At 61.4% G+C, this 26,899-nt stretch carries 24 protein-coding genes and 2 tRNA genes; 14 read left to right on the top strand and 12 right to left on the bottom strand.

The genetic code is table 11. The features are described from left to right. Nucleotides 1-20: 20 nt before the first annotated feature. The 4 genes from crr to cysK form a co-directional block, all read right to left on the bottom strand. Complete coding sequence (crr, locus tag ACB032_RS02260) at nucleotides 21-530, bottom strand: PTS glucose transporter subunit IIA (protein WP_005303134.1); 510 nt, start codon at nucleotides 528-530, stop codon at nucleotides 21-23. A gap of 43 nt (nucleotides 531-573) precedes the next feature. After that, on the bottom strand, nucleotides 574-2,301 hold the full coding sequence (gene ptsI / locus ACB032_RS02265; protein WP_011706834.1) for a phosphoenolpyruvate-protein phosphotransferase PtsI: 1,728 nt from the start codon (nucleotides 2,299-2,301) through the stop codon (nucleotides 574-576). Between the two features lie 44 nt (nucleotides 2,302-2,345). Further along, on the bottom strand, nucleotides 2,346-2,603 hold the full coding sequence (locus tag ACB032_RS02270) for an HPr family phosphocarrier protein (RefSeq protein WP_005303128.1): 258 nt from the start codon (nucleotides 2,601-2,603) through the stop codon (nucleotides 2,346-2,348). Nucleotides 2,604-3,045: 442 nt separating this feature from the next. Further along, nucleotides 3,046-4,014: a cysteine synthase A gene (gene cysK / locus ACB032_RS02275; protein ID WP_011706833.1), complete on the bottom strand. Its 969-nt coding sequence runs from the start codon at nucleotides 4,012-4,014 to the stop codon at nucleotides 3,046-3,048. A 167-nt stretch (nucleotides 4,015-4,181) separates the two neighbouring features. Here cysK and ACB032_RS02280 point away from each other — a divergent pair, with 167 nt between their 5' ends. From ACB032_RS02280 to ACB032_RS02295, 4 genes are read left to right on the top strand one after another with little or no spacing between them, the layout of a single operon-like run. Further along, complete coding sequence (locus ACB032_RS02280; RefSeq protein WP_270827627.1) at nucleotides 4,182-5,024, top strand: MoxR family ATPase; 843 nt, start codon at nucleotides 4,182-4,184, stop codon at nucleotides 5,022-5,024. A gap of 3 nt (nucleotides 5,025-5,027) precedes the next feature. Next, nucleotides 5,028-6,191 carry a VWA domain-containing protein gene (locus ACB032_RS02285; RefSeq protein WP_371137256.1) on the top strand — a complete coding sequence of 388 codons (1,164 nt, stop codon included), beginning with the start codon at nucleotides 5,028-5,030 and terminating at the stop codon, nucleotides 6,189-6,191. A 55-nt stretch (nucleotides 6,192-6,246) separates the two neighbouring features. Continuing rightward, complete coding sequence (locus ACB032_RS02290) at nucleotides 6,247-7,368, top strand: beta-ketoacyl-ACP synthase III (protein WP_263677712.1); 1,122 nt, start codon at nucleotides 6,247-6,249, stop codon at nucleotides 7,366-7,368. Nucleotides 7,369-7,418: 50 nt separating this feature from the next. Continuing rightward, entirely contained in the window at nucleotides 7,419-8,864 is a 1,446-nt protein-coding gene (locus ACB032_RS02295; RefSeq protein WP_371137257.1) for an HD-GYP domain-containing protein, read from the top strand. Between the two features lie 39 nt (nucleotides 8,865-8,903). Here ACB032_RS02295 and tsaA read toward each other — a convergent pair whose 3' ends face one another. Then, entirely contained in the window at nucleotides 8,904-9,611 is a 708-nt protein-coding gene (gene tsaA, locus ACB032_RS02300) for a tRNA (N6-threonylcarbamoyladenosine(37)-N6)-methyltransferase TrmO (RefSeq protein WP_323945242.1), read from the bottom strand. 247 nt (nucleotides 9,612-9,858) lie between these two features. Between tsaA and ACB032_RS02305 the strand changes: the two genes are divergently transcribed. After that, nucleotides 9,859-10,839, top strand: a complete 981-nt coding sequence (locus ACB032_RS02305; RefSeq protein WP_371137258.1) for an NAD-dependent epimerase/dehydratase family protein — start codon at nucleotides 9,859-9,861, stop codon at nucleotides 10,837-10,839. Nucleotides 10,840-10,909: 70 nt separating this feature from the next. Here the strand turns inward: ACB032_RS02305 and ACB032_RS02310 are convergent, their stop codons facing one another. The 4 genes from ACB032_RS02310 to cydD all read right to left on the bottom strand — a co-directional run bounded on the left by ACB032_RS02310 (nucleotide 10,910) and on the right by cydD (nucleotide 15,457). Further along, the gene (locus tag ACB032_RS02310) at nucleotides 10,910-11,302 is read right to left on the bottom strand and encodes a DUF488 domain-containing protein (RefSeq protein WP_101150202.1); all 393 of its coding nucleotides are present in this window, start codon (nucleotides 11,300-11,302) and stop codon (nucleotides 10,910-10,912) included. Nucleotides 11,303-11,324: 22 nt separating this feature from the next. Then, nucleotides 11,325-11,696, bottom strand: a complete 372-nt coding sequence (rcsF, locus tag ACB032_RS02315; protein WP_101150203.1) for an Rcs stress response system protein RcsF — start codon at nucleotides 11,694-11,696, stop codon at nucleotides 11,325-11,327. Nucleotides 11,697-11,949: 253 nt separating this feature from the next. Beyond that, nucleotides 11,950-13,695 carry a cysteine/glutathione ABC transporter ATP-binding protein/permease CydC gene (gene cydC, locus ACB032_RS02320; protein WP_371137259.1) on the bottom strand — a complete coding sequence of 582 codons (1,746 nt, stop codon included), beginning with the start codon at nucleotides 13,693-13,695 and terminating at the stop codon, nucleotides 11,950-11,952. Beyond that, nucleotides 13,688-15,457, bottom strand: a complete 1,770-nt coding sequence (gene cydD / locus ACB032_RS02325; RefSeq protein WP_135319266.1) for a cysteine/glutathione ABC transporter permease/ATP-binding protein CydD — start codon at nucleotides 15,455-15,457, stop codon at nucleotides 13,688-13,690. Before cydD ends, cydC begins: the two co-directional genes overlap by 8 nt. Nucleotides 15,458-15,658: 201 nt before the next feature. Between cydD and ACB032_RS02330 the strand changes: the two genes are divergently transcribed. Both ACB032_RS02330 and ACB032_RS02335 read left to right on the top strand, forming a co-directional pair. Then, nucleotides 15,659-15,732: transfer RNA gene (locus ACB032_RS02330), tRNA-Gly, on the top strand. Between the two features lie 95 nt (nucleotides 15,733-15,827). Next, a tRNA-Gly gene (locus tag ACB032_RS02335) sits at nucleotides 15,828-15,902 on the top strand. 145 nt (nucleotides 15,903-16,047) lie between these two features. Here ACB032_RS02335 and arcA read toward each other — a convergent pair. Then, nucleotides 16,048-16,767 (bottom strand): two-component system response regulator ArcA, encoded by a 720-nt coding sequence (gene arcA / locus ACB032_RS02340; protein WP_011706824.1) that lies wholly within the window; start codon nucleotides 16,765-16,767, stop codon nucleotides 16,048-16,050. A gap of 376 nt (nucleotides 16,768-17,143) precedes the next feature. Here arcA and ACB032_RS02345 point away from each other — a divergent pair, with 376 nt between their 5' ends. Both ACB032_RS02345 and ACB032_RS02350 read left to right on the top strand, forming a co-directional pair. Next, entirely contained in the window at nucleotides 17,144-17,560 is a 417-nt protein-coding gene (locus tag ACB032_RS02345; RefSeq protein WP_371137260.1) for a DUF3293 domain-containing protein, read from the top strand. Between the two features lie 42 nt (nucleotides 17,561-17,602). Beyond that, nucleotides 17,603-18,082, top strand: a complete 480-nt coding sequence (locus tag ACB032_RS02350; protein WP_270827663.1) for a putative 4-hydroxy-4-methyl-2-oxoglutarate aldolase — start codon at nucleotides 17,603-17,605, stop codon at nucleotides 18,080-18,082. 5 nt (nucleotides 18,083-18,087) lie between these two features. Here the strand turns inward: ACB032_RS02350 and ACB032_RS02355 are convergent, their stop codons facing one another. Further along, a complete protein-coding gene (locus ACB032_RS02355; protein ID WP_076360198.1) occupies nucleotides 18,088-18,564 on the bottom strand; it encodes a hypothetical protein in 477 nt (158 codons plus the stop codon). A 172-nt stretch (nucleotides 18,565-18,736) separates the two neighbouring features. Between ACB032_RS02355 and ACB032_RS02360 the strand changes: the two genes are divergently transcribed. Then, entirely contained in the window at nucleotides 18,737-19,135 is a 399-nt protein-coding gene (locus ACB032_RS02360) for an META domain-containing protein (RefSeq protein ID WP_024943684.1), read from the top strand. Between the two features lie 115 nt (nucleotides 19,136-19,250). Here the strand turns inward: ACB032_RS02360 and aceK are convergent, their stop codons facing one another. Beyond that, complete coding sequence (aceK, locus tag ACB032_RS02365; protein ID WP_371137261.1) at nucleotides 19,251-20,978, bottom strand: bifunctional isocitrate dehydrogenase kinase/phosphatase; 1,728 nt, start codon at nucleotides 20,976-20,978, stop codon at nucleotides 19,251-19,253. Between the two features lie 195 nt (nucleotides 20,979-21,173). Here aceK and ACB032_RS02370 point away from each other — a divergent pair, with 195 nt between their 5' ends. The 4 genes from ACB032_RS02370 to thrC all read left to right on the top strand — a co-directional run bounded on the left by ACB032_RS02370 (nucleotide 21,174) and on the right by thrC (nucleotide 26,840). Further along, nucleotides 21,174-21,866: a tRNA/rRNA methyltransferase gene (locus tag ACB032_RS02370; RefSeq protein ID WP_371137262.1), complete on the top strand. Its 693-nt coding sequence runs from the start codon at nucleotides 21,174-21,176 to the stop codon at nucleotides 21,864-21,866. A 260-nt stretch (nucleotides 21,867-22,126) separates the two neighbouring features. Beyond that, entirely contained in the window at nucleotides 22,127-24,586 is a 2,460-nt protein-coding gene (thrA, locus tag ACB032_RS02375) for a bifunctional aspartate kinase/homoserine dehydrogenase I (RefSeq protein WP_371137263.1), read from the top strand. Between the two features lie 2 nt (nucleotides 24,587-24,588). Further along, nucleotides 24,589-25,569 carry a homoserine kinase gene (thrB, locus tag ACB032_RS02380; protein WP_371137264.1) on the top strand — a complete coding sequence of 327 codons (981 nt, stop codon included), beginning with the start codon at nucleotides 24,589-24,591 and terminating at the stop codon, nucleotides 25,567-25,569. Next, on the top strand, nucleotides 25,566-26,840 hold the full coding sequence (gene thrC / locus ACB032_RS02385) for a threonine synthase (RefSeq protein ID WP_371137265.1): 1,275 nt from the start codon (nucleotides 25,566-25,568) through the stop codon (nucleotides 26,838-26,840). Before thrB ends, thrC begins: the two co-directional genes overlap by 4 nt. Nucleotides 26,841-26,899 lie beyond the last annotated feature (59 nt).

Genomic DNA, 26,899 nt, shown 5'->3' on the forward strand with positions numbered 1-26,899 from the left:
GGCGCTGGGCCCATGCGGCATTATTTCTTGATACGGATCACCGGGGTCTCGCCCACAGTCACGGCACCCGTCATCTTCACCAGCTCTTTGATCTCGTCCATGTTGGAGATGACCACAGGAGTCAGGGTAGATTTGGCTTTGGCTTCCAGAACGGCCAGATCGAACTCAATGATGGTGTCACCGCGCTTGACCTGTTGACCTTCCTGGGCGATGCGCTTGAAGCCTTCGCCTTTCAGCTCAACGGTGTCGATACCGAAGTGAACGAACAGCTCGATACCAGAGTCGGATTCCAGCGAGAACGCATGGTTGGTCTCGAAGATCTTGCCGATGGTGCCGTCGCACGGCGCAACCATCTTGTTGCCAGCCGGCTTGATGGCGATGCCGTCGCCGACGATCTTCTCGGCGAAGACTACGTCGGGCACATCTTCGATCGGTACGATTTCGCCTGACAGCGGGGCAAAAATTTCGATGCCGCCGGTATCAGAACTGTCATCGGAAACCAGTTTCTTCAGTTTATCAAACAGACCCATAGTAAAAGCTCCTAGAGATGATTGTCGCTGTTTGCAGCCGATCTTAGCAGACTGCCTTCTGCTTAATAAAGTTATCTACACAGGCTTCGATTTCGGCGGCGGTGGCAAAGCTCAGCGCTTGATCAGCCATGGCCTTCACATCTTCGAAGTTGGTGTTGCGGATAAGCTTCTTGATACGCGGTACAGAGATGGCGCTCATGGAGAACTCATCCAGACCCATACCCAGCAGCAGCAGGGTGGCACGCTCGTCACCAGCCAGTTCACCACACATACCGGTCCACTTGCCTTCGGCGTGGGATGCATCGATAACCATCTTGATCAGCGTCAGGACGGAGGGTGACAGCGGGTTGTACATGGCGGAAATCATCTCGTTACCGCGGTCGACAGCCAGGGTGTACTGGGTCAGGTCGTTGGTACCGATACTGAAGAAATCCACTTCCTTGGCCAGATGATGAGCCATCACGGCAGCAGCCGGGGTCTCGATCATGATACCCACTTCGATGGATTCATCAAAGGCTTTGCCTTCGGCACGCAGTTCGGCTTTCAGCGTCTCTACGGTAGCCTTCAGACTGCGGAACTCTTCGACAGAGATGATCATCGGGAACATGATGCGCAGTTTGCCGAAGGCAGACGCACGCAGGATGGCCCGCAGCTGGGCGTGCATGATGTCGGCGCGATCGAAGAAGATCCGCACGGCACGCCAGCCCAGGAAGGGGTTCATCTCTTTCGGGAAATTCATGTAGGGTAGTTCTTTGTCGCCGCCGATGTCCATGGTGCGCACGATGATCGGCTGATCCGGCATCGCTTCGGCCACTTCTTTGTAGGCTTTGAACTGCTCGTCTTCGGTCGGCAGCGCGTCACGGTCCATGAACAGGAACTCGGTACGGTACAGACCCACGCCCTCGGCGCCGTTGCGGATGGCACCTTCGGTATCCTTGACGGTACCGATGTTGGCGCACACTTCGACCTGATGGCCATCTAGGGTGATGGCAGGCAGATCTTTCAGTTTGGCCAGTTCATCTTTCTCGGCCTGGAACTGGGCCTGGAATTGCTTGGCTTCGTTCAGCTGTTCGGCAGTCGGATTGATGATGATCTGGTTGTTGATCGCGTCCAGCACCAGCACGTCACCATTCTTGACGCGCTCGGTGATGTCGTTGGTACCCACGATGGCCGGCAGCTCCAGGGAGCGGGCCATGATGGAGGTGTGGGAAGTACGGCCACCGATGTCGGTGACGAAACCCAGCACGTATTTCAGGTTGATCTGAGCGGTTTCGGACGGGGTCAGGTCTTTGGCGACCAGGATAACCTCTTCGTCGATGGTGCTCAGGTTGACAACGGCGATACCCAGTACGTTCTTGACCAGACGGGTACCGATGTCACGGAAGTCGGTGGCGCGCTCGCGCAGATAGGGATCATCCAGCTCGGCCATCATCTTCGCGTACTGCTCGATGACCTCGTAGATGGCCTTGTCAGCGGTGGCCTTGTTGTCTTTGATGAAGGATCTGATATCCCCTTCCAGCTCTTCATCTTCGAGCAGCATGATGTGGCCTTCGAAGATGGCCTCTTTTTCTTCACCGAAGGTGCGACCGGCCATCTCTTTGATGGCTTCCAGCTGTGCGGCTGACTTGGTGCGGGCTTCGAGGAAGCGGTTGATTTCGGCATCAATCTGTTCGGCAGCAATTTTGCCCTGATTGATAACGATTTCATCTTCTTTCAGAAGAAGCGCCTTGCCGAATGCGATACCGGGGGACGCAAGAATGCCAGATATCATAATCCTTCCTATTAAAACGACTGTGGGGGAGGAATAAAGCTGGATTACTCCAGCTCGTCCATCAGGGCAACCAGCTTCTCAACGGCTTTCTGAGCGTCCGGGCCGTCGGCCTGGATGGTCACGTTGGTGCCTTTGGTCAGGCCCAGGGTCTGCAGCTTGAACAGGCTCTTGGCGCTGGCGGATTTGCCACCGGAGACCACAGTGATCTCGCTTTGGAATTCTTTGGCTTCTTTCACGAACTGAGCTGCCGGACGGGTGTGCAGGCCGTTTTCAGCAGTAATAACAACAGACTTCTCGTACATGGTTTCACCCCATATTATTGATATTTTTTGGTGTGAGGGATGCTTTTGACGCTTCCTTCTCGCACCGTGTCAGTATGGATATGTTGTAAAGTAACGAAATCAGACCTGCAATGGTTTAATCCAGGTCAATTTTCTGTGCAGTATTCAGTGTCTGCCTCAACTCTTTTCCGTTATCGCTCTACAAGCCGCGTCAATGCTGGCTTGAAATTATTTTATAACGAAAAATAACACTTTGTTACTTTGTGATACCTAGTCGGCAAACACCTCGTGACGCGGCACAGGATATGAGATTTATCACAGAATGTCTGCTTTTTTTGTCGCTGGGTTGCTTGTTATTTTACCCCGAAAAATAAGGGGTCGACTGGCGCTGCCAAGTGCTCAGTCTAGCTCATAAAGAAACGGCGCTCCTGGGAGCGCCGTTGTTTTGAAATAATCCGATCACTTATTGCTGCAGTTCCTGCTCGCTGAACACCCCGGCAAACAGGGCGCTGGAGAGGTAGCGCTCGGCGGCGCTCGGCAGAATGACGACGATGGTCTTGTCGGCAAACTCCGGCAGCTCGGCGAGGCGGGCTGCGGCCACCACGGCGGCGCCTGAGCTGATCCCGGCCAGGATCCCTTCCTCTTCCATCAGGCGGCGAGCCATCTCGATGGCGTCATCGCTGTTCACCTGCTCGACGCGATCCAGCAGGGTGAGGTCCAGGTTGCCCGGGATGAAGCCGGCACCGATACCCTGGATCTTGTGGGGACCGGGTTTGATTTCAAGGCCGGCCAGACGCTGGCTGATCACCGGCGATTCGCTCGGCTCGACGGCGACGGAGACCACCGCCTTGCCCTTGGTCTGTTTCAGGTAGCGGGAGACACCCGTGATGGTGCCGCCGGTGCCGACGCCGGCCACGAACACATCCACCTGACCGTCAGTGGCATCCCAGATCTCGGGGCCGGTGGTCTTCTCGTGGATCTCCGGGTTGGCGGGGTTTTCAAACTGTTGCAGCAGTACGTATTTGCCCGGCTCGGACTCGAGGATCTCGTTGGCCTTGGCAATGGCGCCCTTCATGCCGAGCGGCCCTTCGGTCAGCACCAGGTTGGCGCCGAGTGCCTTGAGCAGCTTGCGGCGCTCCAGGCTCATGGTGGCCGGCATGGTCAATGTGATGGGATAGCCACGGGCGGCGGCCACGAAGGCCAGAGCAATACCCGTGTTACCGCTGGTGGGCTCGATGATCTCCTTGCCCTTGGTCAGGACGCCGCGTTTCTCGGCATCCCAGATCAGGTTGGCGCCGATGCGGCACTTGACGCTGAAGCTTGGGTTACGGCTCTCAATCTTGGCCAGCACGCGGCCCTTGGTAACACGGTTGAGACGAACCAGCGGGGTGTGACCTATGGTCTGGCTGTTGTCCTCAAAAATTTTGCTCATGGTGCTATCCCTGTTTGTTACGGCGATGAAACAAGATTACCCTGTGGTTTCTGAATGAGAAGTGACGATTTGTTATAACAATATGTTATTACAAGATATAGAGCTTATTCTTTCTTATTGAGGCCTCGATCTCAAAAAGGTCTCTCATCGTCAAAGGAATGGACGTTATGGGATTTGCAGGAAGCGATCGCTATCTCGCCTCTGAATCGCTCAAGATGGCGGTCAATGCCGCCATCGTGCTGGAAAAACCCTTGCTTATCAAAGGGGAACCCGGCACAGGCAAGACCGAGCTGGCCGAAGCGGTGGCTCGCCATCTGGGCACCGAGCTGATTGCCTGGCACATCAAATCCACTACCAAGGCCCAGCAGGGGCTCTATGAGTACGATGCGGTGGCCAGGCTGCGCGACTCCCAGCTCGGGGACCCCAGGGTGGGGGAGATCAGCCACTACATCCGCCGCGGCAAGCTGTGGCAGGCCTTCACCGCCGACCAGCGCCCGGTGCTGCTCATCGATGAAATCGACAAGGCGGACATCGAGTTCCCCAACGATCTGCTGCAGGAGCTGGATCGGATGGAGTTCGACGTCTACGAGACCGGCGAGCGAGTCAAGGCCCAGCAGCGGCCGGTGGTCATCATCACCTCCAACAACGAGAAGGAGCTGCCGGACGCCTTCCTGCGCCGCTGCTTCTTCCACTACATCCGCTTCCCCGACAAGGCCGAGATGCAGGCCATCGTCAAGCTTCACTACCCCGACCTCAAGGAGAGCCTGCTCGGTGAGGCGATGGATCTCTTCTTCGAGCTGCGCGAGGTAGAGGGGCTGCGCAAGAAGCCGTCCACCTCGGAGCTCTTGGACTGGATCCGGCTGCTGTTGGCCGACGATATCGCCCCCGAGGCGATGCGCACCCGCGAGCCGGGCAAACTGGTGCCTGCCCTCTATGGCGCCCTGCTCAAGACCGAGCAGGACCTGCATCTGTTTGAGAAGCTCGCTTTTCTGGCCAGACGCGGCAGCTGACCCATGCTGATCGACTTTTTTACCCATCTGCGCCGTCACAAGCTCCCCTGCAGCCTGCGCGAATTGCTGGACTTGCACGCGGCGCTGGCAGCCCGGCTGACCAGCCTCGACATGGACGAGTTCTACCAGCTCTCCCGCTGCCTGCTGGTGAAAGACGAGGCTCACTATGATCGCTTCGATCGCGCCTTCGCCGAGTATTACGAAGGGTTGGCCGCCATCCCCCTGTTACCGGAGAGCCTGCCCGAGGAGTGGCTGCGTAAGGAGTTCGAGCGATTGCTGAGCGCCGAGGAGAAGGCGTTGCTCACATCCCTCGGCGGACTCGACCAACTGCTGGAGACCCTAAACCAGCGGTTAAGCGAGCAGAAGGAGCGTCACGCCGGCGGCAACAAGTGGGTCGGTACTGGCGGCAGCAGCCCGTTTGGCCACGGCGGTTTTCACCCGGAAGGGATCCGCATGGGGGGAGAGGGCCAGCATGGCAAGGCGGTCAAGGTGTGGGAAGCGCGCCACTATCGTAACTTCAGCGACGATTCACCGCTTGGCCAGCGCGCCATTCAGCTGGCGCTGCGCAAGCTCAGGCGCTGGGTGCGCAAGGGCAGCCCCGACGAGCTGGATCTCGACGACACCATCCAGAGCACGGCCAGACAGGGCTGGCTCGATGTGAAGCTCAGGCCCGAGCGCCACAACGGGGTCAAGCTGCTGGTCTTCTTCGACGTGGGAGGCTCCATGGATGCCCATGTGGCCGAGGTGCAGCGGCTCTTCTCGGCCCTGCGCCACGAGTTCAAGCATCTGGAGTACTTCTACTTTCACAACTGTCTCTACGACTTCGTCTGGCAGGACAACGCCCGCCGGCACGAGGCGCGCTTCGATACCCTGCGCCTGCTGCGCACCTACGGCAGCGACTACAAGGTGATCCTGGTGGGGGATGCCACCATGGGCCCCTACGAGATCACCTGGCCTGGCGGCAGCGTCGAGTATTGGAATGAGGAGGCCGGTCAGGTGTGGCTGGCCCGCCTGCAGCAGCACTTTCCCAAGCTGGTGTGGATCAACCCCACCCCGCGCCGGGAGTGGCTCTGGCACCCCTCCATCAAGCTGATGAACGAATTGATCGGCGGGCGCATGCACCCGCTGACCCTGGCGGGTCTGGCTGCGGCCATCGACCAGCTGTGACCCTCTCTACCCGAACAGACCAACAAGCCGGGAGTGAACCCGGCGAGGAGCAAAGATGACCTCTATCGTGATCAGTGGCTCAGGCCTCTATACCCCTCCCTTTGCCGTCAGCAATGAAGCGCTGGTGGCCGCCTTCAACCAGTACGTGGATCTCTACAACGAGGAGAACGCCTCCGCCATCGACGCCGGCCAGTTGCCCGCCAAGCAGCACTCGAGCAGTGAGTTCATCGAGAAGGCCTCCGGCATCAAGAGCCGCTATCTGGTGAGCAAGGAGGGGGTGCTGGATCCCGACATCATGCAGCCGCTGCTGCCTGAGCGGCCCGATGACAAGCCCTCCATCATGGTGGAGATGGCGGTGGCCGCCGCCGAGCAGGCGCTGATCGCCGCCGGTCGCGAGCCCGGCGAGATCGATCTGGTGATTGTCGCCGCCTCCAACATGCCGCGCCCCTATCCGGCCCTCTCCATCGAGCTGCAGCACTATCTGGGGGCGGGCGGCATGGCGTTTGACATGAACGTGGCCTGCTCCTCCGCCACCTTCGGCATCAAGACCGCCGCAGACATGCTTGCGGCCGGCAGTGCCAAACTGGCGCTGGTGGTCAATCCGGAGATCTGCTCGGGGCACCTCAACTTCCGCGATCGGGACAGTCACTTCATCTTTGGCGACGCCTGTACCGCCGTGCTGCTGGAGCGGGAAGCCGATTGCCAGGCGGCCAACCCCTGGCAACTGGTGGCCAGCAAGCTGGTGACCCAGTACTCCAACAATATTCGCAACAACTTCGGCTTCCTGAACCGGCTCAGCCCGCGTACCCGCTATGGCGACGACAAGCTGTTCCGCCAGCAGGGGCGCAAGGTGTTCAAGGAGGTGCTGCCGCTGGTGTGCGACCAGATCGCCAACCAACTCGACGAGCAGGGCTGGCCGGCGGATTCCCTGAGCCGGCTCTGGCTCCATCAGGCGAATCTGACCATGAACCAGTTCATCGCCCGCAAGCTGCTTGGTCACGATGCCAGTCAGCAGGAGGCGCCGGTCATTCTCGACAGCTACGGCAACACCAGCTCGGCGGGTTCCATTATTGCGTTCCATCTGTACAATCGCGACCTTTCCGCGGGGGCCCGCGGCGTGCTCTGCTCGTTTGGCGCCGGCTACTCGATCGGGAGCCTGCTGTTGCGGCGCCTGTGAGGGGCGGGGTCATCTCCCCGCCATCATGACGATAAGGTTTGGGTAGCATCATGCAGAGGATCACGGGGCGCTGCGCCCTTCACTACGGGGTGACGCTGTCACTGTTTTGTTTCTATGGGCTGCAGGTCTGCCCGTTTCTGGAGAGCCTCACGCTGCCCCAGCTGCTGGGGCCCGTGCTGGTGACCTTCTCCATCATGTTTGTCCTGCGTGATCAACTGCTGCGCAAGGTGACGCTGTCCGGTCAGGGGCTGGGAGGCTTCGGGCTGGAGGTGGGCTTCTACCTGCTGGGGGCCTTGCTGCTCTCTGGCTACAACGGTATCCGGTATGATTTTCCGCTGGAAAGCCACCTCAAGATCCTGTTGGGGATGAGCACCCTGGGTTTTCTGGTGGCGGCGGATCTCTCGCTGCAGCGGGATTGGCAGCGGGCCAAGCTGCGAGAGCATCAGGCCTGCCTGGTGCTGAACCAGCCGCTGGCCATGCCGGTTTCCCGCAAATTCTCCCTGTTCACCTTCACCACACTGACCCTGCTTGGCGCTGTGTTCTTCCTGTTGTTCAACAAGGATCTGGAGTGGCTGGTCACAGTGGACAAGAGCCTGCCTCGGCTCGATGCCCAGCACTACATCCTGCTGGAGATCGCCTTCGTGATGGTGGTGACCTTCGGTTATCTCTGGCTCATCATTCGCGGCTATGGCCGTAACCTTACCTTGTCACTGATGCATCAGACTCGCGCCATGGCGCAGGTACAGTGTGGTGATCTGGAGGCGCGGGTGCCGGTGATCCGGGACGATGAGTTCGGCCTGATTGCCGCCGGCACCAACCAGATGATTGGTGAGCTGAAGGCGCGCCAGGACGAGCTCAACCTGACCCGGGACGTGGCCATCCTGGGGCTCGCCTCGCTGGCGGAGACCCGCGACAACGAGACCGGCGCCCATATCATCCGCACCCAGTACTATGTCAAGGTGCTGGCGGAGCAGTTGAGCCGCAGCGACTGGGAGCGCTATCCGCTGGACGACGCCACCATTGATCTGCTGTTCAAATCGGCGCCGCTGCACGACGTGGGCAAGGTGGGTATTCCCGATGCCATCCTGCTCAAACCGGGCAAGCTGACGGACGAGGAGTTCGCCATCATGAAGCGCCACCCGCAGATCGGTGCCGATGCGCTGGCGAGCGCCGAAGCCCAGCTCGGCTCCAACTCCTTCCTGCGGCTGGCGCGGGAGATCTCCCTGACTCACCACGAGAAGTGGGATGGCAGCGGCTATCCGGCCGGGTTGGCGGGGGAGGCGATCCCCTTGTCGGGGCGGCTGATGGCTCTGGCGGATGTCTACGACGCTCTCATCTCGAAACGGGTCTACAAGCCCGCCTTCAGCCATGAGCAGGCCAGGACCATCATAGTGGAGGGGCGTGGTCGCCACTTCGATCCGGCCATCGTCGACGCCTTCCTTGCCTGCGAGGAGGAATTTCGCCAGATTGCCATCAGGCACAAGGATCACGACTGACAAAAAACCACCCGAACGGGTGGTTTTTTTATGGCTGGCTCACTGGGCCGGCTCGATGGCGAGCACCAGACAACTGGGCTCGCTGATGCGAAAGCGTACGTTGCAGTCAAACAGCCTGACGCCGTACTCCTTGTCGTCCGACTTGCCCTTCTTGTAGGCGGGGCGCGGATCCTGGGCCAGCACTTCGCTCACCAGCAGACGCAGCTCGGGGTGGGCCTTGAGCCAGGGTTGCAGCTGCTGCTCCGCCTCGGGGCTGAAATTCACCGCCAGCGGCGGGGTGGGGGCATCGGGGGCGAACCCGCCGCGAGCATCCGGCAGGCTGTCGGCATACGGGATATAGGGCTTGATGTCGACGATGGGAGTGCCATCGAGCAGGTCCACCGCCCCCAGCTCGAGCCAGAGTTTGCCGCGCTCACGGCCGACCCCGTGCAGTTCGACCACCGAGAGGCCGAGCGGATTGGGGCGAAAGGTGGAGCGGGTGGCGAACACCCCGACCCGCTCGTTGCCGCCCAGGCGCGGCGGGCGCACCGTCGGGTGCCAGCCCTGCGCCATGGTCTGGTGAAACACGAAGCTGAGCCAGAGGTGGGAGAATTGCTCGATGCCGCGCAGTACGTCCGGCTGATCGTAGGGAGGCAGCAGCTCGAGGCGGGCGCGGGCCGATTTGACCAGACCAGGCTGGCGCGGGATGGCGAACTTCTCCTTGTAGGGAGAGCGGATGATACCCAGGGTGTCGATTTCGAACTTCATGGCGGATCCTGACTGAAAACCCCGGCAATGTAGCACAGCGGCCCTCAAAACGCAGGCTTGCCCGCCGGCCGGTGGCTGCCTGCTTGCCGTGATCCCGCTCCCATCCCGGCCGCTTCGGGGCTGTATCGCGCCGCCAAGTTGCGTAGGGTGGGCGCAGGATGAGTGAACGGCGCGTCCGCCAGCAGGGCGGATCGCTACAACCGGCGTGACCCCAGAACAGGAGCCGCGCCGCACAGGAGAGACAGGGATGAAACTGCTGATCATCGGCGGCACCGGATTTCTGGGGCGCCATCTCACGGCGCTTGCGCTGGACTGGGGCCACGAGGTGACCTTGTTCAATCGCGGCCGACGCCAGCACCCGGACTGGCGTGAGCTCACCCAACTGCAGGGGGACCGGGATCAGGACCTGACCCCGCTGCATCACTATCAGGGAAGCTGGGATCTGGCCATCGACACCTGCTGCTATCGCCCCGAACAGGCGGCGAGCCTCTCGGCAGCCCTGCTCGGGCGCTGCGAGCGGTTGATCTTCATCTCCACCATCAGCGTCTATCGCGACTTCGCCCTGCCCGGGCAGGACGAGTCGGCGCCGCTGCACGAGATTGCCGAGGGGGAGATGCCGGAAGATTACGGCCCCCTCAAGGTGCTGTGCGAGGCCACGTATCGTGCCCGTTGGGGCGAGCGGCTCTGCATCTTGCGCCCAGGCGTCTTGTGCGGCCCCCATGATCCCACCGGCCGGCTGGCCTGGTGGGTGAAACGGGTGCAACAGGGCGGCCCCTGGCTGCTGCCGGGGCAGGGGGAAGACCGGCTGCAATATCTGGACGTGCGCGACTGCGCCGAGTTTGTGCTGCGGGCCGCCGAGCAGCAATTGAGCGGCACCTTCAATCTGCTCAAGCCCGGTATCGCACTGAACGACTGGGTGGATCGTCTGGCCGCCAGGCTGGCTCCTGCGACCCCGCTCGTGCCGGAGTGGGCGCCCTGGCCCGCGCTGCTGGCCGCCGGGGTGGAGCCCTGGCAGAGCTATCCGACCCTGTTGCCCAATGAGCAGCCCGAGTATGCCGGTTATGGTCGTATCAGCGCCGAGGCGGCCATTGTGCAGGGCCTCAATTTTCGGCCGCTGGAGGAGACGGTGGCTGATGTGGCCGAGTGGCTGGCCGGCGCGCCGGACGCTGTGGTGGCCGCTGGCATCACGGCCGAGCAGGAGACGCGGCTGCGTCAGCTTGTCCGCTAGAGGCCGGCAAGTGCCGCAGCAAAGCAAAAGGGCATCGAGAGATGCCCTTTTCTGTCTGGTGTGAGCGCCGCTACTCAGCGCGCATGGCGGCGCCAGCAGCGGTCAGTTGCTCGCGCAGGATGGCGCGATGACAGCGGGACTCCTGCTCGCAGTAGCAGCCCACCGACAGGTTGGTGGTGTGGGAGAGGGCGGCCAGCAGCGCCAGATCGTGCCTGGCGGCGGGGGTCGCCAGCTCAGCCTTGTACTGTTTGCAGAAGGCGCTCCACTGGGCGGGCGTCTCGGCCCCCTGGCCCAGCTTCATGGTGTCGTTGCTGGGGGCGAGATTGGGGAACCAGACGTCGTACCAATCCTGGCTGGCAAACTCGGTTTTGGGCACGCCGCGGGGCGGGCGGCGCACGGTGCCGATCCGCAGTCCCTCGTCGGGTAGGCGGGGCGTGCCGAGGCGAACGATGGCCAGTGCCATGCAGGCTCCTTGCAGTTGACGCTTATTTCTCGGTGGCGACCTTCAGCGCCTGGCCGTAGCAGATCACCTGCTTCAGGCAGCCCGGGGTGTCGCTGAATTCGGCGCACTTGTCGAAGGTGACGCCGTTGCCGCCCATGTCGGCCACGCGGCGGCGGGCCAGAGTACGGGCCTCGCCAGCGTTGGGGATCGGCTGCTTGGCATCGCTCTGGCAGGACTCCCCTTCGACGGTGCCGAGGTAGAGGTAGTTGAGATTGGCCAGCTGGCCCTGCTCATAGATCTGAACGCTGCCCGGCTTGAAGTACTCGTCGAAGTTCTCTTTGTCCAGATTGCTGTTGAAGGCAAAGTCGGCGCAGCCGGAGGCAATCAGGGGCATCATCAGGATCAGGCGTTTCATCGTCTCGTATCTTGTGTCGGTGATGAGGACAGTAGCAAGGCGCAGGCGCTCCATGTCGGCATCTGGTGGAATAACGAAGGGGCCATTATAGGGGCCAGTCGACGGTATCGACCAGCCCCATTTTTAGCCGTATGGACGGGGTGTGACCAGGATCCGGCCGCGTGTTGCCTGTGCAACTTCACGCTGCCGGCAAAGATGACTGGCCTGGTGTCACGAGAGAGGGGCGCAGCGGGCGCCCCTCTCTCGTTGGTCATCAGGCCGGCGCCAGCCGCTGATGCAGGCTGCGGTAGTAGTCGTCCGCCAGCAGCGTCTGATGGGGGGCGCAGAGGCGGATCTGCCCCTCTTCCATCAGGGCGATCCGGTCCATCTGCTCCAGCCCCAGCAAACGGTGGGAGATGAGCAGCAGGGTGCGATCTGCCCCCAACCGGAACAACAGATCCATGATCTCCCGCTCGGTCTGGCTGTCGAGCCCCTCGGTCGGCTCATCCAGCAGCCAGAGCGGGGCGTCGTGCAGCAGGGCGCGGGCGATGCCGATGCGGCGGCGCTCGCCACCGGAGAGCGGCCGGCCGCCATCCCCCAGCCAGGCATCGAGCCCGCTGTCGCTGTGGCCGTTATCATCTTCCAGCAGGTTGGCAAGGCCGACCTGGGTCAGCACCTGCACCAGCTGCTCGTCACTGGCATGGGGGGCGGCCAGCTTGAGGTTGCCGCGCAGGGTATCGGCAAACAGGTGCACCCGCTGGCTCACCACCGAGAGGGAGGCGCGCAGCGCCCCTTCGCTGTAGTCGGTGAGCGGCTTGCCATCGAGCAGGATCTTGCCGGCCTGCGGGTTCCATTCGCGGGTCAGCAGTCCCATCAGGGTCGATTTGCCGCAGCCGGTCTGGCCCAGCAGCGCCAGCTTTTCACCGGCCTGCAACTGCAGGGTGCAGCCACGCAGCACCGGCTGCGGGTTGCCTGGGTAGCTGAAATAGAGGTCGTTTATCTGCAGCGCCCCCTGTGGCGCGTGGCGTTCTTCGTGGCCCCACTCGGGGGCCTTGGCCTCCTGCAGGATCTCGTTGAGGCGGCGGGCCGAGGTGAGGCTGGTGGAGAGGTGCTGGAAGGCACCGGCCAGCGGCATCAGCGCCTCGAAGCTGGCCAGGGTGGCGAACACCATCAGCGCCGTGATGGGATCCGGCGTGGCGCCTGCCACCCCGTGACCGGCCAGCCACAGCATCAGGGTGAGGGTCCAGCCACTCAGCAGTTGCACCGAGCAGTTGGCCAGCCCGCTCACCCGGGCCATGCGGGCCTGGGCCTGGATCAGCGCCTGTTCGGCCTGCTGCAGCTCGTCACGCGCCCGGGGGGCGGCGGCAAACATCTGCAGCTCGGCCTGACCGTCCAGATAGTCCACGAGACGGGTACGCAGGTTGGACTTCTCGGCGATCAGTTGGCGACCGGGCTGGCGGCCGAGGAAGTAGAACACCAGCGGCAGGGCCAGCATACCGAACAGCAGGATGGCGCCCAGTATCAGGGCCAGGTCGGCATCGAACAGCGAGAGGAAGAACACCAGGCCGGCGCTGCTGAGCAGGGCCGCGCCGATGGGGGTGACCAGCCGTAGGTAGACGTGGTCCATGGCGTCGATGTCGGCCACCAGCCGGTTGAGCAGGTCCGCCTGGCGAAAGCCTGCCAGGGCGCCAGTGGAGAGCGGCGAGAGCTTTTGCCAGAACCAGACCCGCAACCGGGTCAGCACCCGGAAGGTGGCGTCGTGGCTCACCACCCGCTCACCCCAGCGGCCAGCGGTGCGGATGATGGAGAAGAAGCGTACCCCGCCAGCCGGCGTCATGTAGTTGAAGGTGTCGCGACTGGCGACCGCCATCCCCGCCACGGCGGCGGCGGAAAGGAACCAGCCGGAGAGCGACAGCAGTCCCATCCCGGCGACCAGGGTTACCAGGGCCAGCAGCAGGCCGAGGGAGAGGCTCAGCCAGTGCTGGCGATAGAGGCGCAGAAACGGCAAGAGATCAGTCATCGAGAGAACCCTCGTTACGTTGGGAGAGCAGGCGGGCGAACGGCCCCTGTGCGGTACTCAGTTGCTGGAAGCTGCCTTGCTCCACCAGCTTGCCGCGCTCCAGCACCAGGATCTGGTCCATCTTGGTGAGCTGGTCGATGCGGTGAGTGATCATCAGCAGGGTCTGGCCTGCTGCGGCCTGTTCCAGCGTGGTCATGATGGCACGCTCGGAGTGGCGATCCAGGCTGGCGGTCGGTTCGTCCAGCACCATCAGCTGGGTGGACTTGAGCAGGGTACGGGCCAGGGCGAGGCGCTGGGCCTGGCCGACCGAGAGGCCACCGGCCTGATCCCCCACCGCATAATCGAGCCCCTTTTCCATGGCAAACTCCCACGCCTGAGCCCGTTTCAGGGCCTCCTCCAGTTCGCTGTCACTGGCGGATGGGTTGGCCAGCAGCAGGTTGTCGCGCAGCGAGGCATGGAACAGCTGCGGGTTCTGAGAGAGCCAGCCCAGCTGGCGGCGCCACTGGCTCATGTCGAGGCTGGCCAGCTCCTGGCCGTTGACCTTGAGCTCGCCGCGATAGGGGGCAAAACCGAGCAGGGCGTTGACCAGCGAGCTCTTGCCGGCGCCGCTGATGCCGATGAGGGCGGTGCGCGAGCCGGACGTCAGGGTGAAGTCGATAGGGCCGACCAGCACCTTGCCCTCGGCGCTCAGCACTTCAAGGCCTTTGGCTTCTACCCTGATGGGGGCGTCGGCATGAAACGGCGCATGGCCTGAGGCAGGTTCCGTCACCTCGGCTTCGAGAAACTCCAGCAGCTGTTCGGCGGCGCCGATGGCCTGCGCCTTGGCGTGGTAGTGGGCGCCGAGTTCGCGCAGCGGAGCATAGAACTCAGGGGCCAGAAACAGCACAAACAGGCCGGTAAACAGGGTAACTTTGCTGCCATAGTGGCCGAAGTTCAGGTGATCGATATAGGAGAAACCGAAGTAGACGGCCACCAGTGCCACCGAGAGGGCGGCGAAGAACTCCAGCACGGCGGTACTGAGGAAGGCAAGGCGCAGCACCTCCATGGTGCGTTCGCGAAAATCTTCCGACGCATCGCGAATGGCATCCCCTTCCGCCTGGGTGCGCATGAAGAGCTGCAGGGTGCGCAGCCCCTTCAGGCGATCGAGGAAGTGGCCGGAGAGACGGGCCAGCGCCTGGAAGTTGCGGCGGTTGGCATCGGCGGCGCCGACCCCCACCAGGATCATGAAGAGGGGAATAAGGGGCGCCGTGCCCAGCAGGATCAGGCCAGCGGCCCAGTTGACCGGGAACACGGCCACCAGGATCACCACCGGAATGAACACGGCAATCGCCATCTGCGGCAGATAGCGGGAGAAGAAATCCTGCATGTTTTCAATCTGCTCCAGCAGCAGGCTGGCCCAGCTGCCGGCCGGTCGACGCTGGATGTAGGCCGGCCCCAAGCGGCCGAGGCGGGTGAGCACCAGCTCGCGGATGGCCTGGCGCACCGCGCTGCCGGCCTTGAAGCTGGCCACTTCACGGCCATAGGCCAGCACCGCCTTGCCGAGGGTAACCAGCAGCAGGGCGATGAAGAGGGGAATGGATTGCGCCGGCGTGGTGCCTTCGATGATGAAACCGTGCAGCAGGGTGGCCAGCAGCCAGGCCTGCGCCACCATCAGGATGCCCTGACCCAGGCCAAAGCCGATGGAGAGGCCGATCCAGCGCCGGCCGTGGCTCGATTGATTGCGCAACCAGCCATAGAGTCGTTTTTGCGTTTTTTTATCCATTACCACCATCCTCGCGTAGAGTGGCGCAAGACTATCCTCGCCCCCCAGGCTTGGCAACCTTGTAAATTCCGGCTTGTGAAAACGGTTGATTGAAAAAGCGGCGTGCTGCTCATTAGTTGGCCGAACAGATTGATTTACGGTAAAAAACCGTATCGAGGTGATTGCGCTCGGCGGCAAAATGCATATAGTAGAGGCCCTGACGCGGGTGTAGTTCAATGGTAGAACGGTAGCTTCCCAAGCTGCATACGTGGGTTCGATTCCCATCACCCGCTCCAAATTCCAGATAACGGTCAAGGCCGTTGTCACCTCAGCTAAAACGGCTGTCTGTCGTGGGGTTTCCCCATCACACCAAGCAAGTTTTTGATGCCAGGCGGGCATCGTATAATGGCTATTACCTCAGCCTTCCAAGCTGATGATGCGGGTTCGATTCCCGCTGCCCGCTCCAGCGTTCATGCAAAAAGCCCACTCCTGCGAGTGGGCTTTTTGTTGTCTGTTTTTTGATGCCGGCGATAGTGCCAGCTTGACCAAGCTGGATGGTGCAGAAATGGAAAAGGCGCCATCGGCGCCTTTTCAACTCGGGGGAGGGAGGATTACTCCTGCTCCAGCTCGCCGCAGAAGCGATAGCCTTCGCCGTGGATGGTGGCGATGATCTCCGGAGTGTCGTTGACGCTCTCGAAGTGCTTGCGGATACGGCGGATGGTGACATCCACGGTACGGTCGTGGGGCTTGAGCTCACGGCCGGTCATCTTCTTGAGCAGCTCGGCACGGGTCTGGATCTGGCCAGGATTTTCGCAGAAGTGCAGCATGGCGCGGAACTCGGAGCGCGGCAGCTTGAACATGTCGCCAGCCGGGCTGACCAGGGCGCGGCTGTTGATGTCCAGCGCCCAGCCGTTGAACAGGTAACGCTCCACCAGCTTCTTCTCTTCGCCACCGGCGGCCACGTTCATGGTACGGCTCAGCAGGTTGCGGGCACGGATGGTCAGCTCACGGGGGTTGAACGGCTTGGTGATGTAATCGTCGGCACCGATCTCCAGACCCAGGATCTTGTCCACTTCGTTGTCACGACCGGTCAGGAACATCAGGGCGATGTTGTCGTCCTCACGCAGCTCGCGTGCCAGCAGCAGGCCATTCTTGCCCGGCAGGTTGATGTCCATGATCACCAGATTGATGGTGTGGGAAGTCAGAGCCTGATGCATCTCGTCGCCATTGTTGGCTTCGAGCACGATATAGCCCTCTGCCTCGAAGATGCTTTTCAGGGTATTGCGAGTGACCAGTTCGTCTTCGACGATCAGAATGTGTGGTGTTTGCATGAGTATTCCCAGATTCTTATCAGTTAGTTATCTAAATTTTAACACTCTTTGGCGTTACCCGACCGGTCCTGAAAATTTATTACGTCATCCTGGGTATGAATGTCAGGTCGGATTATCGCGAATTTGGCATCAGCGTTGGCAAACATCCCTGTGCCACACATAGGCTCTCAATAAGTCTGATCGAGAGAAGCCTGGAAAGGTAGTCCATTACAAAAGTGGCTGCATTTTATCAGTTAACAGGCGCATAACAACACTCTTTGCCGTCAGATAGCAACTTTTTAACTCTGGTTTGATATAGGTCAAACCCTGAGTTCACAGCATGATACTTGGGGTTGCCCCCATTTTCGCCCCTATAAAATGTAATGGAATGTAACATGTGGTTGACATGAATTTGTGGGAAAACTACAGAAAAATCTGCTTTATTGCACCCTTTTCGGCGCCGAAATGGCCTGCCTACGCCATTGTGACGGCCTGGAATCCTGCCAGTCGCCAGCTGGGAATGCGTCGCAATACCCGCCGTCAGCGGGCCCTGTTGCGGTCCATTGCGGCGGTTCCTCGCTGGCAGGTGATGGGGCCTTGCCGGGGCAGTTCGCTGGATGAAAGCTGGCAGGAGTCGTCGCTGTTGCTGGCCTCCACGCGCAGCGAGGCCATCCGGCTGGCGGCCCGCTTTGGCCAGAATTCCATCTACTGGGTGGAGCAGGGGGAACTGTGGCTGTTGCCGGTGTTGTTGGCGGGGGCGCCACACCATCTGGGCAGAATTGAATCCCACTGGATTGTCAGGGGCTCTGCTTGATGAAAGAATGAGCGAATTCATGTCCATGGAAGGAGACTTATGATGCTGGATCTACTGCCCGATCTCTGTGACGAATATGGCGATGCCCTGCAGGTGGCTGAACCGCTGTTTCAAGATTTTGGTGGCAAGGCGCTGTTTCACGGCCAGGCAGTCACTCTCTCTTGTTATGAGGACAACAGCCTGGTGCGGGAGCTGGTCAACCGGCCGGGGCAGGGGCGGGTGATGGTGATCGATGGCGGTGGCTCTCTGCGCCGTGCCCTGCTCGGCGATCAACTGGCGATCAAGGCGGCGGAGCAGGGCTGGGAAGGCATCGTGATCTACGGCGCCGTGCGCGACGTGGGCACGCTGGCAACACTGGCGCTGGGGGTCAAGGCATTGGCGCCCTGTCCGGTCAAAACCGAGAAGCGAGGGCTGGGTGAGCTGGATGCGGTGGTGTCGTTTGCCGGGGTGACCATACATCCGGGTGACTACGTCTACGCCGATCTCAACGGCGTGCTGGTGAGCGCCACCCGGCTTATCTGACCCAGCTAGAAGTTGAAGCCGACCCCGACGCTGAGGGACTGTTCGGTGCTAAAGGCGCTGACGCCGTAGTTGGCGGTGATGGCCAGTTGCGGGGTCAGCAGCAGGCTGGTGTTGAGCTCCAGCAGGGTGCTGGGTTTGTTCACTTCCAGCTGTTTGAGCTGGCTGCCGATGTTGAGCATGGGGGAGAGCTGATAGCGCACTCCCGAGCTCAGGTTGTAGCCTGATTGCTCGCTGCTGGGACCGATGGCCGGGCCTGCTTCCATGTAGAGGCTGACGCCATCGTGCAGCGGATACTGATAGCCGGTATTGATGAGCCAGAGATCGAAACTGTCGTTGTGATGGGCCTGATTGTCGAGCAGCACGCCGGAGTAACTCTTGACGTAGAGCTGGCTGTTGGCGTCGTTCTTGAGGAAATCCCAGTCGGCGGCCTGGGCGGTAAGGCTGAGGCATGAGACGAGTGCGATGACGGATGATTTGACCATTCTTTTCCCCTCCCTGGGTCCGGAACAGGAATACAAGCATGGCACATGCCAGCTGGTAGTAAAGGGAACCCCGATCACAATAAAACAGTTTTGATTTGCTCCGCTCTCATGATACACAGGCCCCCATCACCATGTTTCTTCCCCTATTTTGCTGATATCAAGAGGTGAACCCATGAACAAAAAACTGACTCTGCTGGCCGTACTAGCCCTGGGAGGCTGCGCCATGGCAACTGGTTCCAAGCTGACTCAATTGCAAGCTTCCACCTGGCAACTGCAAGGGGCGAGCGGCGACACCTTCACCCTGCAAGTGGCCGGTGACAAGGTAGCGGGCAAGGGCGGCTGCAACCGCTATTTCGGCGCCATCACCCAGCAGGGTGACGGTGTGCTGGCGCTGGGCCCCATGGGTTCGACCCGCATGATGTGCATGGGGGATCTGGCCGGCAAGGAGATGCTCTATCTGCAAAAGCTGGAGAAAGTGGCGAGCTTCCAGATCAGCGGTCAGCAGCTGGTATTGAGCGATGCCAACAAGGCGGCGCTGCTTACCTTCGACGCCATGCCTGCCGCCAAGTAACTGACGGTTTTGTCAGGGGCTGTCGTAGCGCGAGCTGACAGCCCAACGCAAAAGGGACGCCTCGGCGTCCCTTTTGCTATTTGCACTCCCTTTTGCAACTGGGCTCCAGGATAGGCTAGCCCCCCCGCTGAAACTTGAAGCGCTTCTTGCGCCGATAGGGATAGACATCCTCGAACACTCCCTCCTTGATGTTGCTCTGCAGCATCTTCCAGTAGTTGGCGTCGAACATCTCCTTGTGCAGTTGCAGCATGATGTCGCGCACCTGCGGCTTTTGCAGCAGGAAGGTGGCGAACTCCTCGGGGAAGATGTCGTTGGGGGCCACCGAGTACCAGGGCTCGGCGCTCCACTCATCCTCGGGGTAGCGCGGCGGCGGGATCTGGCGGAAGTTGCACTCCGTCATGTAGCAGATCTCGTCGTAGTCGTAGAACACCACCCGGCCGTGACGGGTGACCCCGAAGTTCTTGAACAGCATGTCGCCCGGAAAGATGTTGGCCGCCGCCAGCTGCTTGATGGCGTTGCCGTACTCCTCCAGCGCGAGCCGGGTCTGCTGCTCATCTGCCTTGTCCAGATAGAGGTTGAGCGGGATCATCTTGCGTTCGGTGTAGAGGTGCTTGATCACCAGCTTGTCGTCGGTGAGGGTCAGCGCAGACGGGGCCACCGTCTTGAGCTCGGCCAGCAGCTCCGGCGAGATGCGATCGAGCGGAAACTCGAAGTTGGTGAACTCCTGGGTATCGGCCATTCGGCCCACCCGGTCGTGCTGTTTTACCAGCCGGTATTTCGCCTTCACCTGTTCGTGGCTCACATCCTTGGGGGGCGTGAACTCGTCTTTGATCACCTTGAACACCACGTCATAGGAGGGAAGGGTAAACACGCTCATCACCATCCCCTTGATGCCCGGCGCGATGACGAACTGCTCCCGGCTCTGGGCCAGGTGCTGCTGGTAGTGACGATAGAGCTCAGTCTTGCCGTGCTTCTGGCAGCCGATGGCGTTGTAGATCTCGTAGTCCGGCTTGTGGGGCATGATCTGGCGCAGAAACAGCACGAACAGCGCCGGCACGGGGGCATAGACCATGAAGTAGGCGCGGGCGAAGCCGAACACGATGGAGGCCAGCTCCGGCTCGAAGATGACGGTGTCCACATAGATGCTCTGGCCGGTGCTGAGCAGCGGCAGGATGAAGGGGAAGACCTGCCCCTTGACCCGGATCAGCCCCACCAGATAGGCCCCCTTGTTGCGGTAGAACACCTCCTTGAGCAGCTCGATGGCGAACGGCTCATCGTGCAGGATGGCCGGCCCGTTCTCGGCAAGATGGTGCTGGATGTCGACAATATCCCGCTGTTTGTCCTCATAGGGCAGAGTGAAGCTGTAATCCCCCAGCAGCTGGCTCAGGGTCTGCGGCAGGTGGGCGAGATCGGTGCGATAGATGCGCAGCAGGGCGCTCAGGTCGGGGTGCTCCCCCCGGCTGCGAAACGGATGGATATAGAGGTTCTCGTCGCGAATGTTGCGATGGCGGAAGATGCGGCGATAGACGGAGTTGAAGAAGGACTCCGCCACCTCGAAGTTCTCGCACTTGGGCAGCAGATCGCTGAATGCCCCCTTCACCTGCTTGAGCAGGGCCTGGCTCGGCAGGGTAGCCCCCATCATCTGCTTGATCAGCGCCGTGGTGGCGCCGACGTGGTGATCGTAGAGGCGAATGCGCTCGCGCCCTGCGAGCTGCACCCCGAGCCAGTCGCTGTTCTCGAAGCGACTCTTGCTGCCCTGGGTGATTTCGAGAAACCGGCTGTAAAACGACTCGAAGCGTTGCAGAATCGTCTCGGCGACGGCCTGTTCCAATGGCTGCTGCATCTCTCTCTTCCTTGTGATCTGTCGGGCCGATGGCGCCTGGGATTGGCTGCAATTTGTTCACATTCCCGGCCACTATGGCAACATTCAAACGTCTGTTCAAGTGGCAATTTCCGGGTGAAAACGGTAGATTGCGCCCCTGTTTTGCCGATGATCCGCTGTTGTTTGCGCGTTCGGCCCTGCCCAGGAGAAAACCCGATGAAACTCTATTTTGTGCTGGTGGCCCCCGCCCGCCCGGCCAACGTGGGCGCTGCCGCCCGCGCCATGAAAACCATGGGCTTTGATGCCATGCGACTGGTGGCAAGCCGGGTGCACGAAGAGGAGGAGGCGAGCTGGGTGGCCCACGGTGCGCAGGAGATTTTGACCCAGGCCGAGGCGTTCGACACCCTGGAAGAGGCGCTGGCCGACATGGATCTGGTGGTGGCCACCACCGCCCGCCAGCGCGGCCGTTATCAGCACTACCTCACGCCGGCCGAGATCCGCGACCAGATCAAGGCCAAGCCGTCGCTGGACAAGGTCGCCATCGTGTTTGGCTGCGAGGAGTCAGGGCTCTCCAATGAGCAGCTGGCCCAGGTCGACCTCATCAGCTATCTGCCGCTCAAGGTGAGCTACCCGTCCCTGAACCTGGGGCAGGCGATCATGCTGTACGCCTACGAGCTGAGCCAGTTGCTCGATGAGCCCGAGGTGTTAGCAGAAAATGTTGATAACGCCGGCCAGGTTCGGGTGCTGAAAAGCAAAACAGCAGAAATTCTCGGTGAACTCGGAGTTTCGCAGGATGAAAAACTGCATCAATGGGTGATGGACCGAGTGCCCATGCTGCCGCAGCGGGATTTGAATATGCTCCACCTGCTCTGCAAAGACCTTGCCCGCAAACTTGGCAAAGAGGTTTAGGTTGACAGCCCTGCGCCCGGCGCGGTATTGCTAAAAGCCAGCTTCGTTCAAGAGTGTTCGTCATGCAGTTATTCACCAACGTCATCACCACCACCATTATTACCGGTACCACCACAGGTGGCACTGGGGCCGGTTGATGCGCTGACGAACAAGCACAGAAATCAGAAAAGGCCCGTACCCACCCAGTACGGGCCTTTTTGTTGGATGATTTTCAGAACCATTTTCGGGCAAATTTGCAAGGATCACAGGGAGAGAAAGCGATGAGAGTGTTGAAGTTTGGCGGGTCGTCACTGGCCGATGCAGAGCGTTTTTTACGGGTCGCCGATATCGCGGTGAATACCCACGGCCAATCCCAGGTTGCCCTGGTGCTGTCGGCACCGGCCAAGGTGACCAACCACCTGGTGGCCCTGGTGGAACAGACCAGCCGCGGCATGGATGCCAGCAGCACCTTGTTCGAGATCAACGGCATCTTCTCCCGCCTGCTGGCCGGCTTGAAGGCAGCCTATCCGGCGCTGGATGACAAGGCGCTGCAGGCTCGTCTCACCAGCGAACTGGATCAGGTGGAGCGGCTGATGCAGGGCATCCGCCTGCTGGGGCTCTGCCCGGACAACGTGCAGGCTCGTATCCTGAGCCGGGGTGAGAACCTCTCCATCGCCTTCATGCACGAGCTGCTGCGGGTGCGCGGCCTTGAGCTGGACATCATAGTGCCAGAGCAGCTGCTGGTGACCGACGGCGGCTATTTGGAGGCACACGTCGACATCGAAGCCTCCCGCCTGCGCTTCGCCGCCAAGGGCCTGCGCTCCGACTGTCTCTACCTGATGCCGGGCTTCACCGGCGGCAGCGACAAGGGCGAAACCGTGCTGCTGGGTCGTAACGGCTCCGACTACTCCGCCGCCGTGCTGGCCGCCTGCGTCGATGCCGAGTGCTGCGAGATCTGGACCGATGTCGAGGGCTGCTACAACTGCGACCCGCGCCTGGTGCCGGACGCCTATCTGCTGAAAACCCTCTCCTACAAGGAGGCGATGGAGCTCTCCTACTTCGGTGCCAAGGTACTGCACCCGAAAACCATCGCGCCGGTGGCCCAGTTCCACATCCCCTGTCTCATCAAGAACAGCTTCAACCCGCAAGGGCCGGGCACCCTCATCGGGGTCGAGCAGGGGGATGACGACCTGAAGGTGAAGGCCATCTCGGATCTCTCCGGCATGTGCATGTTCAACGTCTCCGGCCCCGGCATGAAGGGCATGGTGGGCATGGCCGGCCGCATCTTCTCCGCCGTCTCCCGCGCCGGGGTTAGCATCGTCCTCATCACCCAATCCTCCTCCGAGTACAGCGTCAGCTTCTGTATCCACAGCTATGACTGCGACAAGACCCGCAAGGTGCTGGAGCGCGAGTTCGAGCTGGAATTGAAGAACCAGCTGCTGGATCCGCTCGAGATCATGCAGGATCTGGCGATCATCTCTCTCATCGGTGATGGCATGCGCACCTCCAAGGGGATGGCGGCCCGCTTCTTCACCTCGCTGGCACAAGCCTCCATCAACATCGTCGCCATCGCCCAGGGTTCGAGCGAGCGCTCCATCTCTGCGGTGGTGCGGGATCGCAAGGTGGCGGAAGCCATCAAGGCCTGCCACCAGAACTTCTTCGGCAGCCAGCAGTTCATCGATCTCTTCGTAGTCGGCGTCGGCGGTGTCGGCGCGGCCCTGGTGGATCAGATTGCCCGTCAGCAGCCGGTATTGGCCGAGCAGGGCACCGGCCTGCGGGTGGTGGGCATCGCCAACAGCCGCCAGATGGCGGTCAACAAGGATGGGCTGAATCTCGCCAACTGGCGTGAACAGCTGGTGGAGGCCCGTGACAGCTTCAGCCTGGAAGCGGTGCAAAAGCTGGTGGAAGAGAGCCACCTCATCAACCCGGTGATCGTCGATTGCACCTCCAGCGAGGCCATCGCCGTCCAGTATGCGGACTTCCTCGCCGCCGGTTTCCATGTGGTCACCCCGAACAAGAAGGCCAATACCGGGTCGCTCGATTACTACAAGGCGCTGCGCCGCACAGCCCGCCAGACCCGTCGCAAGTTCCTGTATGAAACCAACGTGGGCGCAGGCCTGCCGGTCATCGAGAACCTGCAGAACCTGATCAAGGCCGGTGACAAGCTGCGCGCCTTCGACGGCGTGCTGTCCGGTTCGCTCTCCTTTATCTTCGGCAAGCTGGACGAGGGGATGGCCTTCTCCGAGGCGACCAAGATTGCCCGCGGCAACGGCTTTACCGAGCCGGATCCGCGTGACGATCTCAACGGCATGGATGTGGCCCGCAAGCTGCTGATCCTGGCCCGCGAGGCCGGCATGGCGCTGGAGCTCTCCGATGTGGAAGTGGAGCAGGCATTGCCGCCGGGCTTTGATGTGAGCGGCGACGTGGAAGCCTTCATGGCCCGCCTGCCGGAGGCTGACGGCTGGTTCCGCGACCAGTTTGCGGCCGCGCAAGCTCAGGGCAAGGTGCTGCGCTACGTGGGTTCCATCGAGGGTGGCAAGTGCAAGGTCGCGATCAAGGCGGTCGGCGCCGACGAGCCGCTGTTCAAGGTCAAAGACGGGGAGAATGCGCTCGCCTTCTTCTCTACCTACTACCAGCCGATCCCGTTGGTGCTGCGTGGCTATGGCGCCGGTACCGAAGTGACCGCCGCGGGCGTCTTTGCCGACGTGCTGCGTACCCAGAACTGGAAGCAGGAGTTGTAAGCATGAGTTCAGACATGTACCAGAGCAGCAGCGTGGTGGCCTACGCCCCCGCCTCCAGCGCCAACCTGAGCGTGGGATTCGATGTACTGGGGGCGGCGCTCGCCCCCGTGGATGGCTCTCTGCTCGGGGATCGCGTCCAGGTGAAAGCTGCCGACGTGCCGTTTGCCCTCTCTAGCGTGGGCCGTTACGCCCACAAGTTGCCGGCTGACCCGAAAAAGAACATCCTCCATGACTGCTGGCTCGCCTATGGCGAGGCGCTGGAGAAGCGGGGCCTGAAACTCAAGCTGCTCGAAATGGTGCTGGAGAAAAACCTGCCGGTGGGCTCGGGTCTGGGTTCCAGCGCCTGCAGCGTGGTGGCGGCACTGGAAGGCCTCAACGCCTTTCACGGCGCCCCCCTCAATGAACACGACCTGCTGCTGCTGATGGGGGAGATGGAAGGCAAGATCTCCGGCTCCGTCCACTACGACAACGTCGCCCCCTGCTATCTGGGCGGCATGCAGCTGGTGCTGGAAGAGCACGGCGTCATCAGCCAGGGCATCCCGGTGTTTGAGCAGTGGTATTGGGTGGTCTGCTATCCGGGCACAGTGGTCTCCACCGCCGCCGCCCGCGCCATTTTGCCGGCCCAGTATCGCCGGCAGGATTGCCTCACCTATGGCCGCCGGCTGGCCGCCTTCGTGCACGCCAGCTACACCGGGCAGGAGGGGCTGGCGGCGAGCGTATTGAAAGACGTGATTGCCGAGCCCTACCGCGCGGCGCTGATTGAAGGTTTCAACGAGGTACGGGCCCAGGCCGCCCAGAACGGGGCGCTGGCCACAGGCATCTCGGGCTCCGGCCCCAGCGTCTTCGTGGTGATGAAGGATCTGGCCCAGGCCGAGCGGATGAAAGATTGGATGGACGCACATTTCGTGCAGAACGAAGATGGATTTGCCCGGGTTTGCAAACTCGACATGGCCGGGGCACGGGTAACAGGAAGCGAGCTATGAATCTTTACAATATCAAGGACAAGAGTGAACAGGTGAGCTTCGCCCAGGCGGTGCGTCAGGGTCTGGGCCGCGAACAGGGTCTGTTCTTCCCCGAGCGGCTCGAGCCGCTGGCCGATGTGGATGCCCTGCTGGATCTGCCGCTGGTGGAGCGCTCCGCCCGCATCCTCAGCCACCTGCTGGGGGATGAAGTGGCCGCGCCTCAGGTGCATGAGCTGGTGAAGGCCGCCTTCACCTTCCCGGCGCCGCTGGTGAAACTCAAAGATGGCACCTATGCCCTCGAACTGTTCCACGGCCAGACCCTGGCGTTCAAGGACTTCGGCGGCCGCTTTATGGCTCAGTGCCTCGCGGCCTTTAGAACCAACGACAAGATCACCATCTTGACCGCCACCTCCGGCGACACCGGCGCCGCCGTGGCCCACGCCTTCTACGGGCTGGAGGGGATCGAGGTGGTGATCCTCTACCCCAAGGGCAAGATCAGCCCGCTGCAGGAGGCGCTGTTCTGCACCTTAGGGGGCAACATCCGCACCATCGCCATCGACGGCGACTTCGATGCCTGCCAGGCGTTGGTGAAGCAATCCTTCGATGACGAGGAGCTGAAAAAGGCCATTGGCCTGAACTCCGCCAACTCCATCAACATCAGCCGCTTGCTGGCCCAGGTTTGCTACTACTTCGAGGCAGTGGCCCAGCTGCCGAAAGCCGATCGTGCCAAGGCGGTCATCAGCGTGCCGTCCGGCAACTTTGGCAACCTCACCGCAGGCCTTATCGCCAAAGCGCTGGGGCTGCCGGTGAAGCGCTTTATCGCCGCCACCAACGCCAACGACACCGTGCCGCGCTACCTGAAAACCGGTCAGTGGGAGCCGCACCAGACAGTGGCAACGCTGTCGAATGCCATGGATGTGAGCCGCCCCAACAACTGGCCTAGGGTAGAGGAGCTGTGCCGTCGCAACGGCTGGGCACTGGAAACCCTGGGTTCTGGCATGCGCAGTGATGCCGAAACCCGTGATGCGCTGAAACGTCTGCATGAGCTGGATTACCTGTGCGAACCCCACGGGGCGATTGCCTGGGATCTGCTGGGCGAGCAGCTGGCTGAGGACGAGGTGGGGGTGTTCCTCTGCACCGCTCATCCGGCCAAGTTCAAGGAGTCGGTGGACGAGATCCTGGGTCTCGATGTGCCGCTGCCCGGCCCGCTCGCCAAGCACGCCGTGCTGCCGCTCCTGTCCCACAACCTGCCGGCGGAGTTTGCCCCGCTAAGAGCCTTCCTGCTCGGTTGAGTTGATTGCCAATCCCCCGAGCTCGGGGGATTTTTCTATCCGTTGCTTTTTATCCGTGA

The organism is Aeromonas sp. S5(2024) (assembly GCF_041403025.1).
Lineage (GTDB): Bacteria > Pseudomonadota > Gammaproteobacteria > Enterobacterales > Aeromonadaceae > Aeromonas > Aeromonas hydrophila.

What these genes read in the sequence shown, in the direction of transcription:
- crr (WP_005303134.1), bottom strand. Translation starts at nt 530, where the DNA reads ATGGGTCTGTTTGATAAACTGAAGAAACTGGTTTCCGATGACAGTTCT.
- ptsI (WP_011706834.1), bottom strand. Translation starts at nt 2,301, where the DNA reads ATGATATCTGGCATTCTTGCGTCCCCCGGTATCGCATTCGGCAAGGCG.
- ACB032_RS02270 (WP_005303128.1), bottom strand. Translation starts at nt 2,603, where the DNA reads ATGTACGAGAAGTCTGTTGTTATTACTGCTGAAAACGGCCTGCACACC.
- cysK (WP_011706833.1), bottom strand. Translation starts at nt 4,014, where the DNA reads ATGAGCAAAATTTTTGAGGACAACAGCCAGACCATAGGTCACACCCCG.
- ACB032_RS02280 (WP_270827627.1), top strand. Translation starts at nt 4,182, where the DNA reads ATGGGATTTGCAGGAAGCGATCGCTATCTCGCCTCTGAATCGCTCAAG.
- ACB032_RS02285 (WP_371137256.1), top strand. Translation starts at nt 5,028, where the DNA reads ATGCTGATCGACTTTTTTACCCATCTGCGCCGTCACAAGCTCCCCTGC.
- ACB032_RS02290 (WP_263677712.1), top strand. Translation starts at nt 6,247, where the DNA reads ATGACCTCTATCGTGATCAGTGGCTCAGGCCTCTATACCCCTCCCTTT.
- ACB032_RS02295 (WP_371137257.1), top strand. Translation starts at nt 7,419, where the DNA reads ATGCAGAGGATCACGGGGCGCTGCGCCCTTCACTACGGGGTGACGCTG.
- tsaA (WP_323945242.1), bottom strand. Translation starts at nt 9,611, where the DNA reads ATGAAGTTCGAAATCGACACCCTGGGTATCATCCGCTCTCCCTACAAG.
- ACB032_RS02305 (WP_371137258.1), top strand. Translation starts at nt 9,859, where the DNA reads ATGAAACTGCTGATCATCGGCGGCACCGGATTTCTGGGGCGCCATCTC.
- ACB032_RS02310 (WP_101150202.1), bottom strand. Translation starts at nt 11,302, where the DNA reads ATGGCACTGGCCATCGTTCGCCTCGGCACGCCCCGCCTACCCGACGAG.
- rcsF (WP_101150203.1), bottom strand. Translation starts at nt 11,696, where the DNA reads ATGAAACGCCTGATCCTGATGATGCCCCTGATTGCCTCCGGCTGCGCC.
- cydC (WP_371137259.1), bottom strand. Translation starts at nt 13,695, where the DNA reads ATGACTGATCTCTTGCCGTTTCTGCGCCTCTATCGCCAGCACTGGCTG.
- cydD (WP_135319266.1), bottom strand. Translation starts at nt 15,457, where the DNA reads ATGGATAAAAAAACGCAAAAACGACTCTATGGCTGGTTGCGCAATCAA.
- arcA (WP_011706824.1), bottom strand. Translation starts at nt 16,767, where the DNA reads ATGCAAACACCACACATTCTGATCGTCGAAGACGAACTGGTCACTCGC.
- ACB032_RS02350 (WP_270827663.1), top strand. Translation starts at nt 17,603, where the DNA reads ATGCTGGATCTACTGCCCGATCTCTGTGACGAATATGGCGATGCCCTG.
- ACB032_RS02355 (WP_076360198.1), bottom strand. Translation starts at nt 18,564, where the DNA reads ATGGTCAAATCATCCGTCATCGCACTCGTCTCATGCCTCAGCCTTACC.
- ACB032_RS02360 (WP_024943684.1), top strand. Translation starts at nt 18,737, where the DNA reads ATGAACAAAAAACTGACTCTGCTGGCCGTACTAGCCCTGGGAGGCTGC.
- aceK (WP_371137261.1), bottom strand. Translation starts at nt 20,978, where the DNA reads ATGCAGCAGCCATTGGAACAGGCCGTCGCCGAGACGATTCTGCAACGC.
- ACB032_RS02370 (WP_371137262.1), top strand. Translation starts at nt 21,174, where the DNA reads ATGAAACTCTATTTTGTGCTGGTGGCCCCCGCCCGCCCGGCCAACGTG.
- thrA (WP_371137263.1), top strand. Translation starts at nt 22,127, where the DNA reads ATGAGAGTGTTGAAGTTTGGCGGGTCGTCACTGGCCGATGCAGAGCGT.
- thrB (WP_371137264.1), top strand. Translation starts at nt 24,589, where the DNA reads ATGAGTTCAGACATGTACCAGAGCAGCAGCGTGGTGGCCTACGCCCCC.
- thrC (WP_371137265.1), top strand. Translation starts at nt 25,566, where the DNA reads ATGAATCTTTACAATATCAAGGACAAGAGTGAACAGGTGAGCTTCGCC.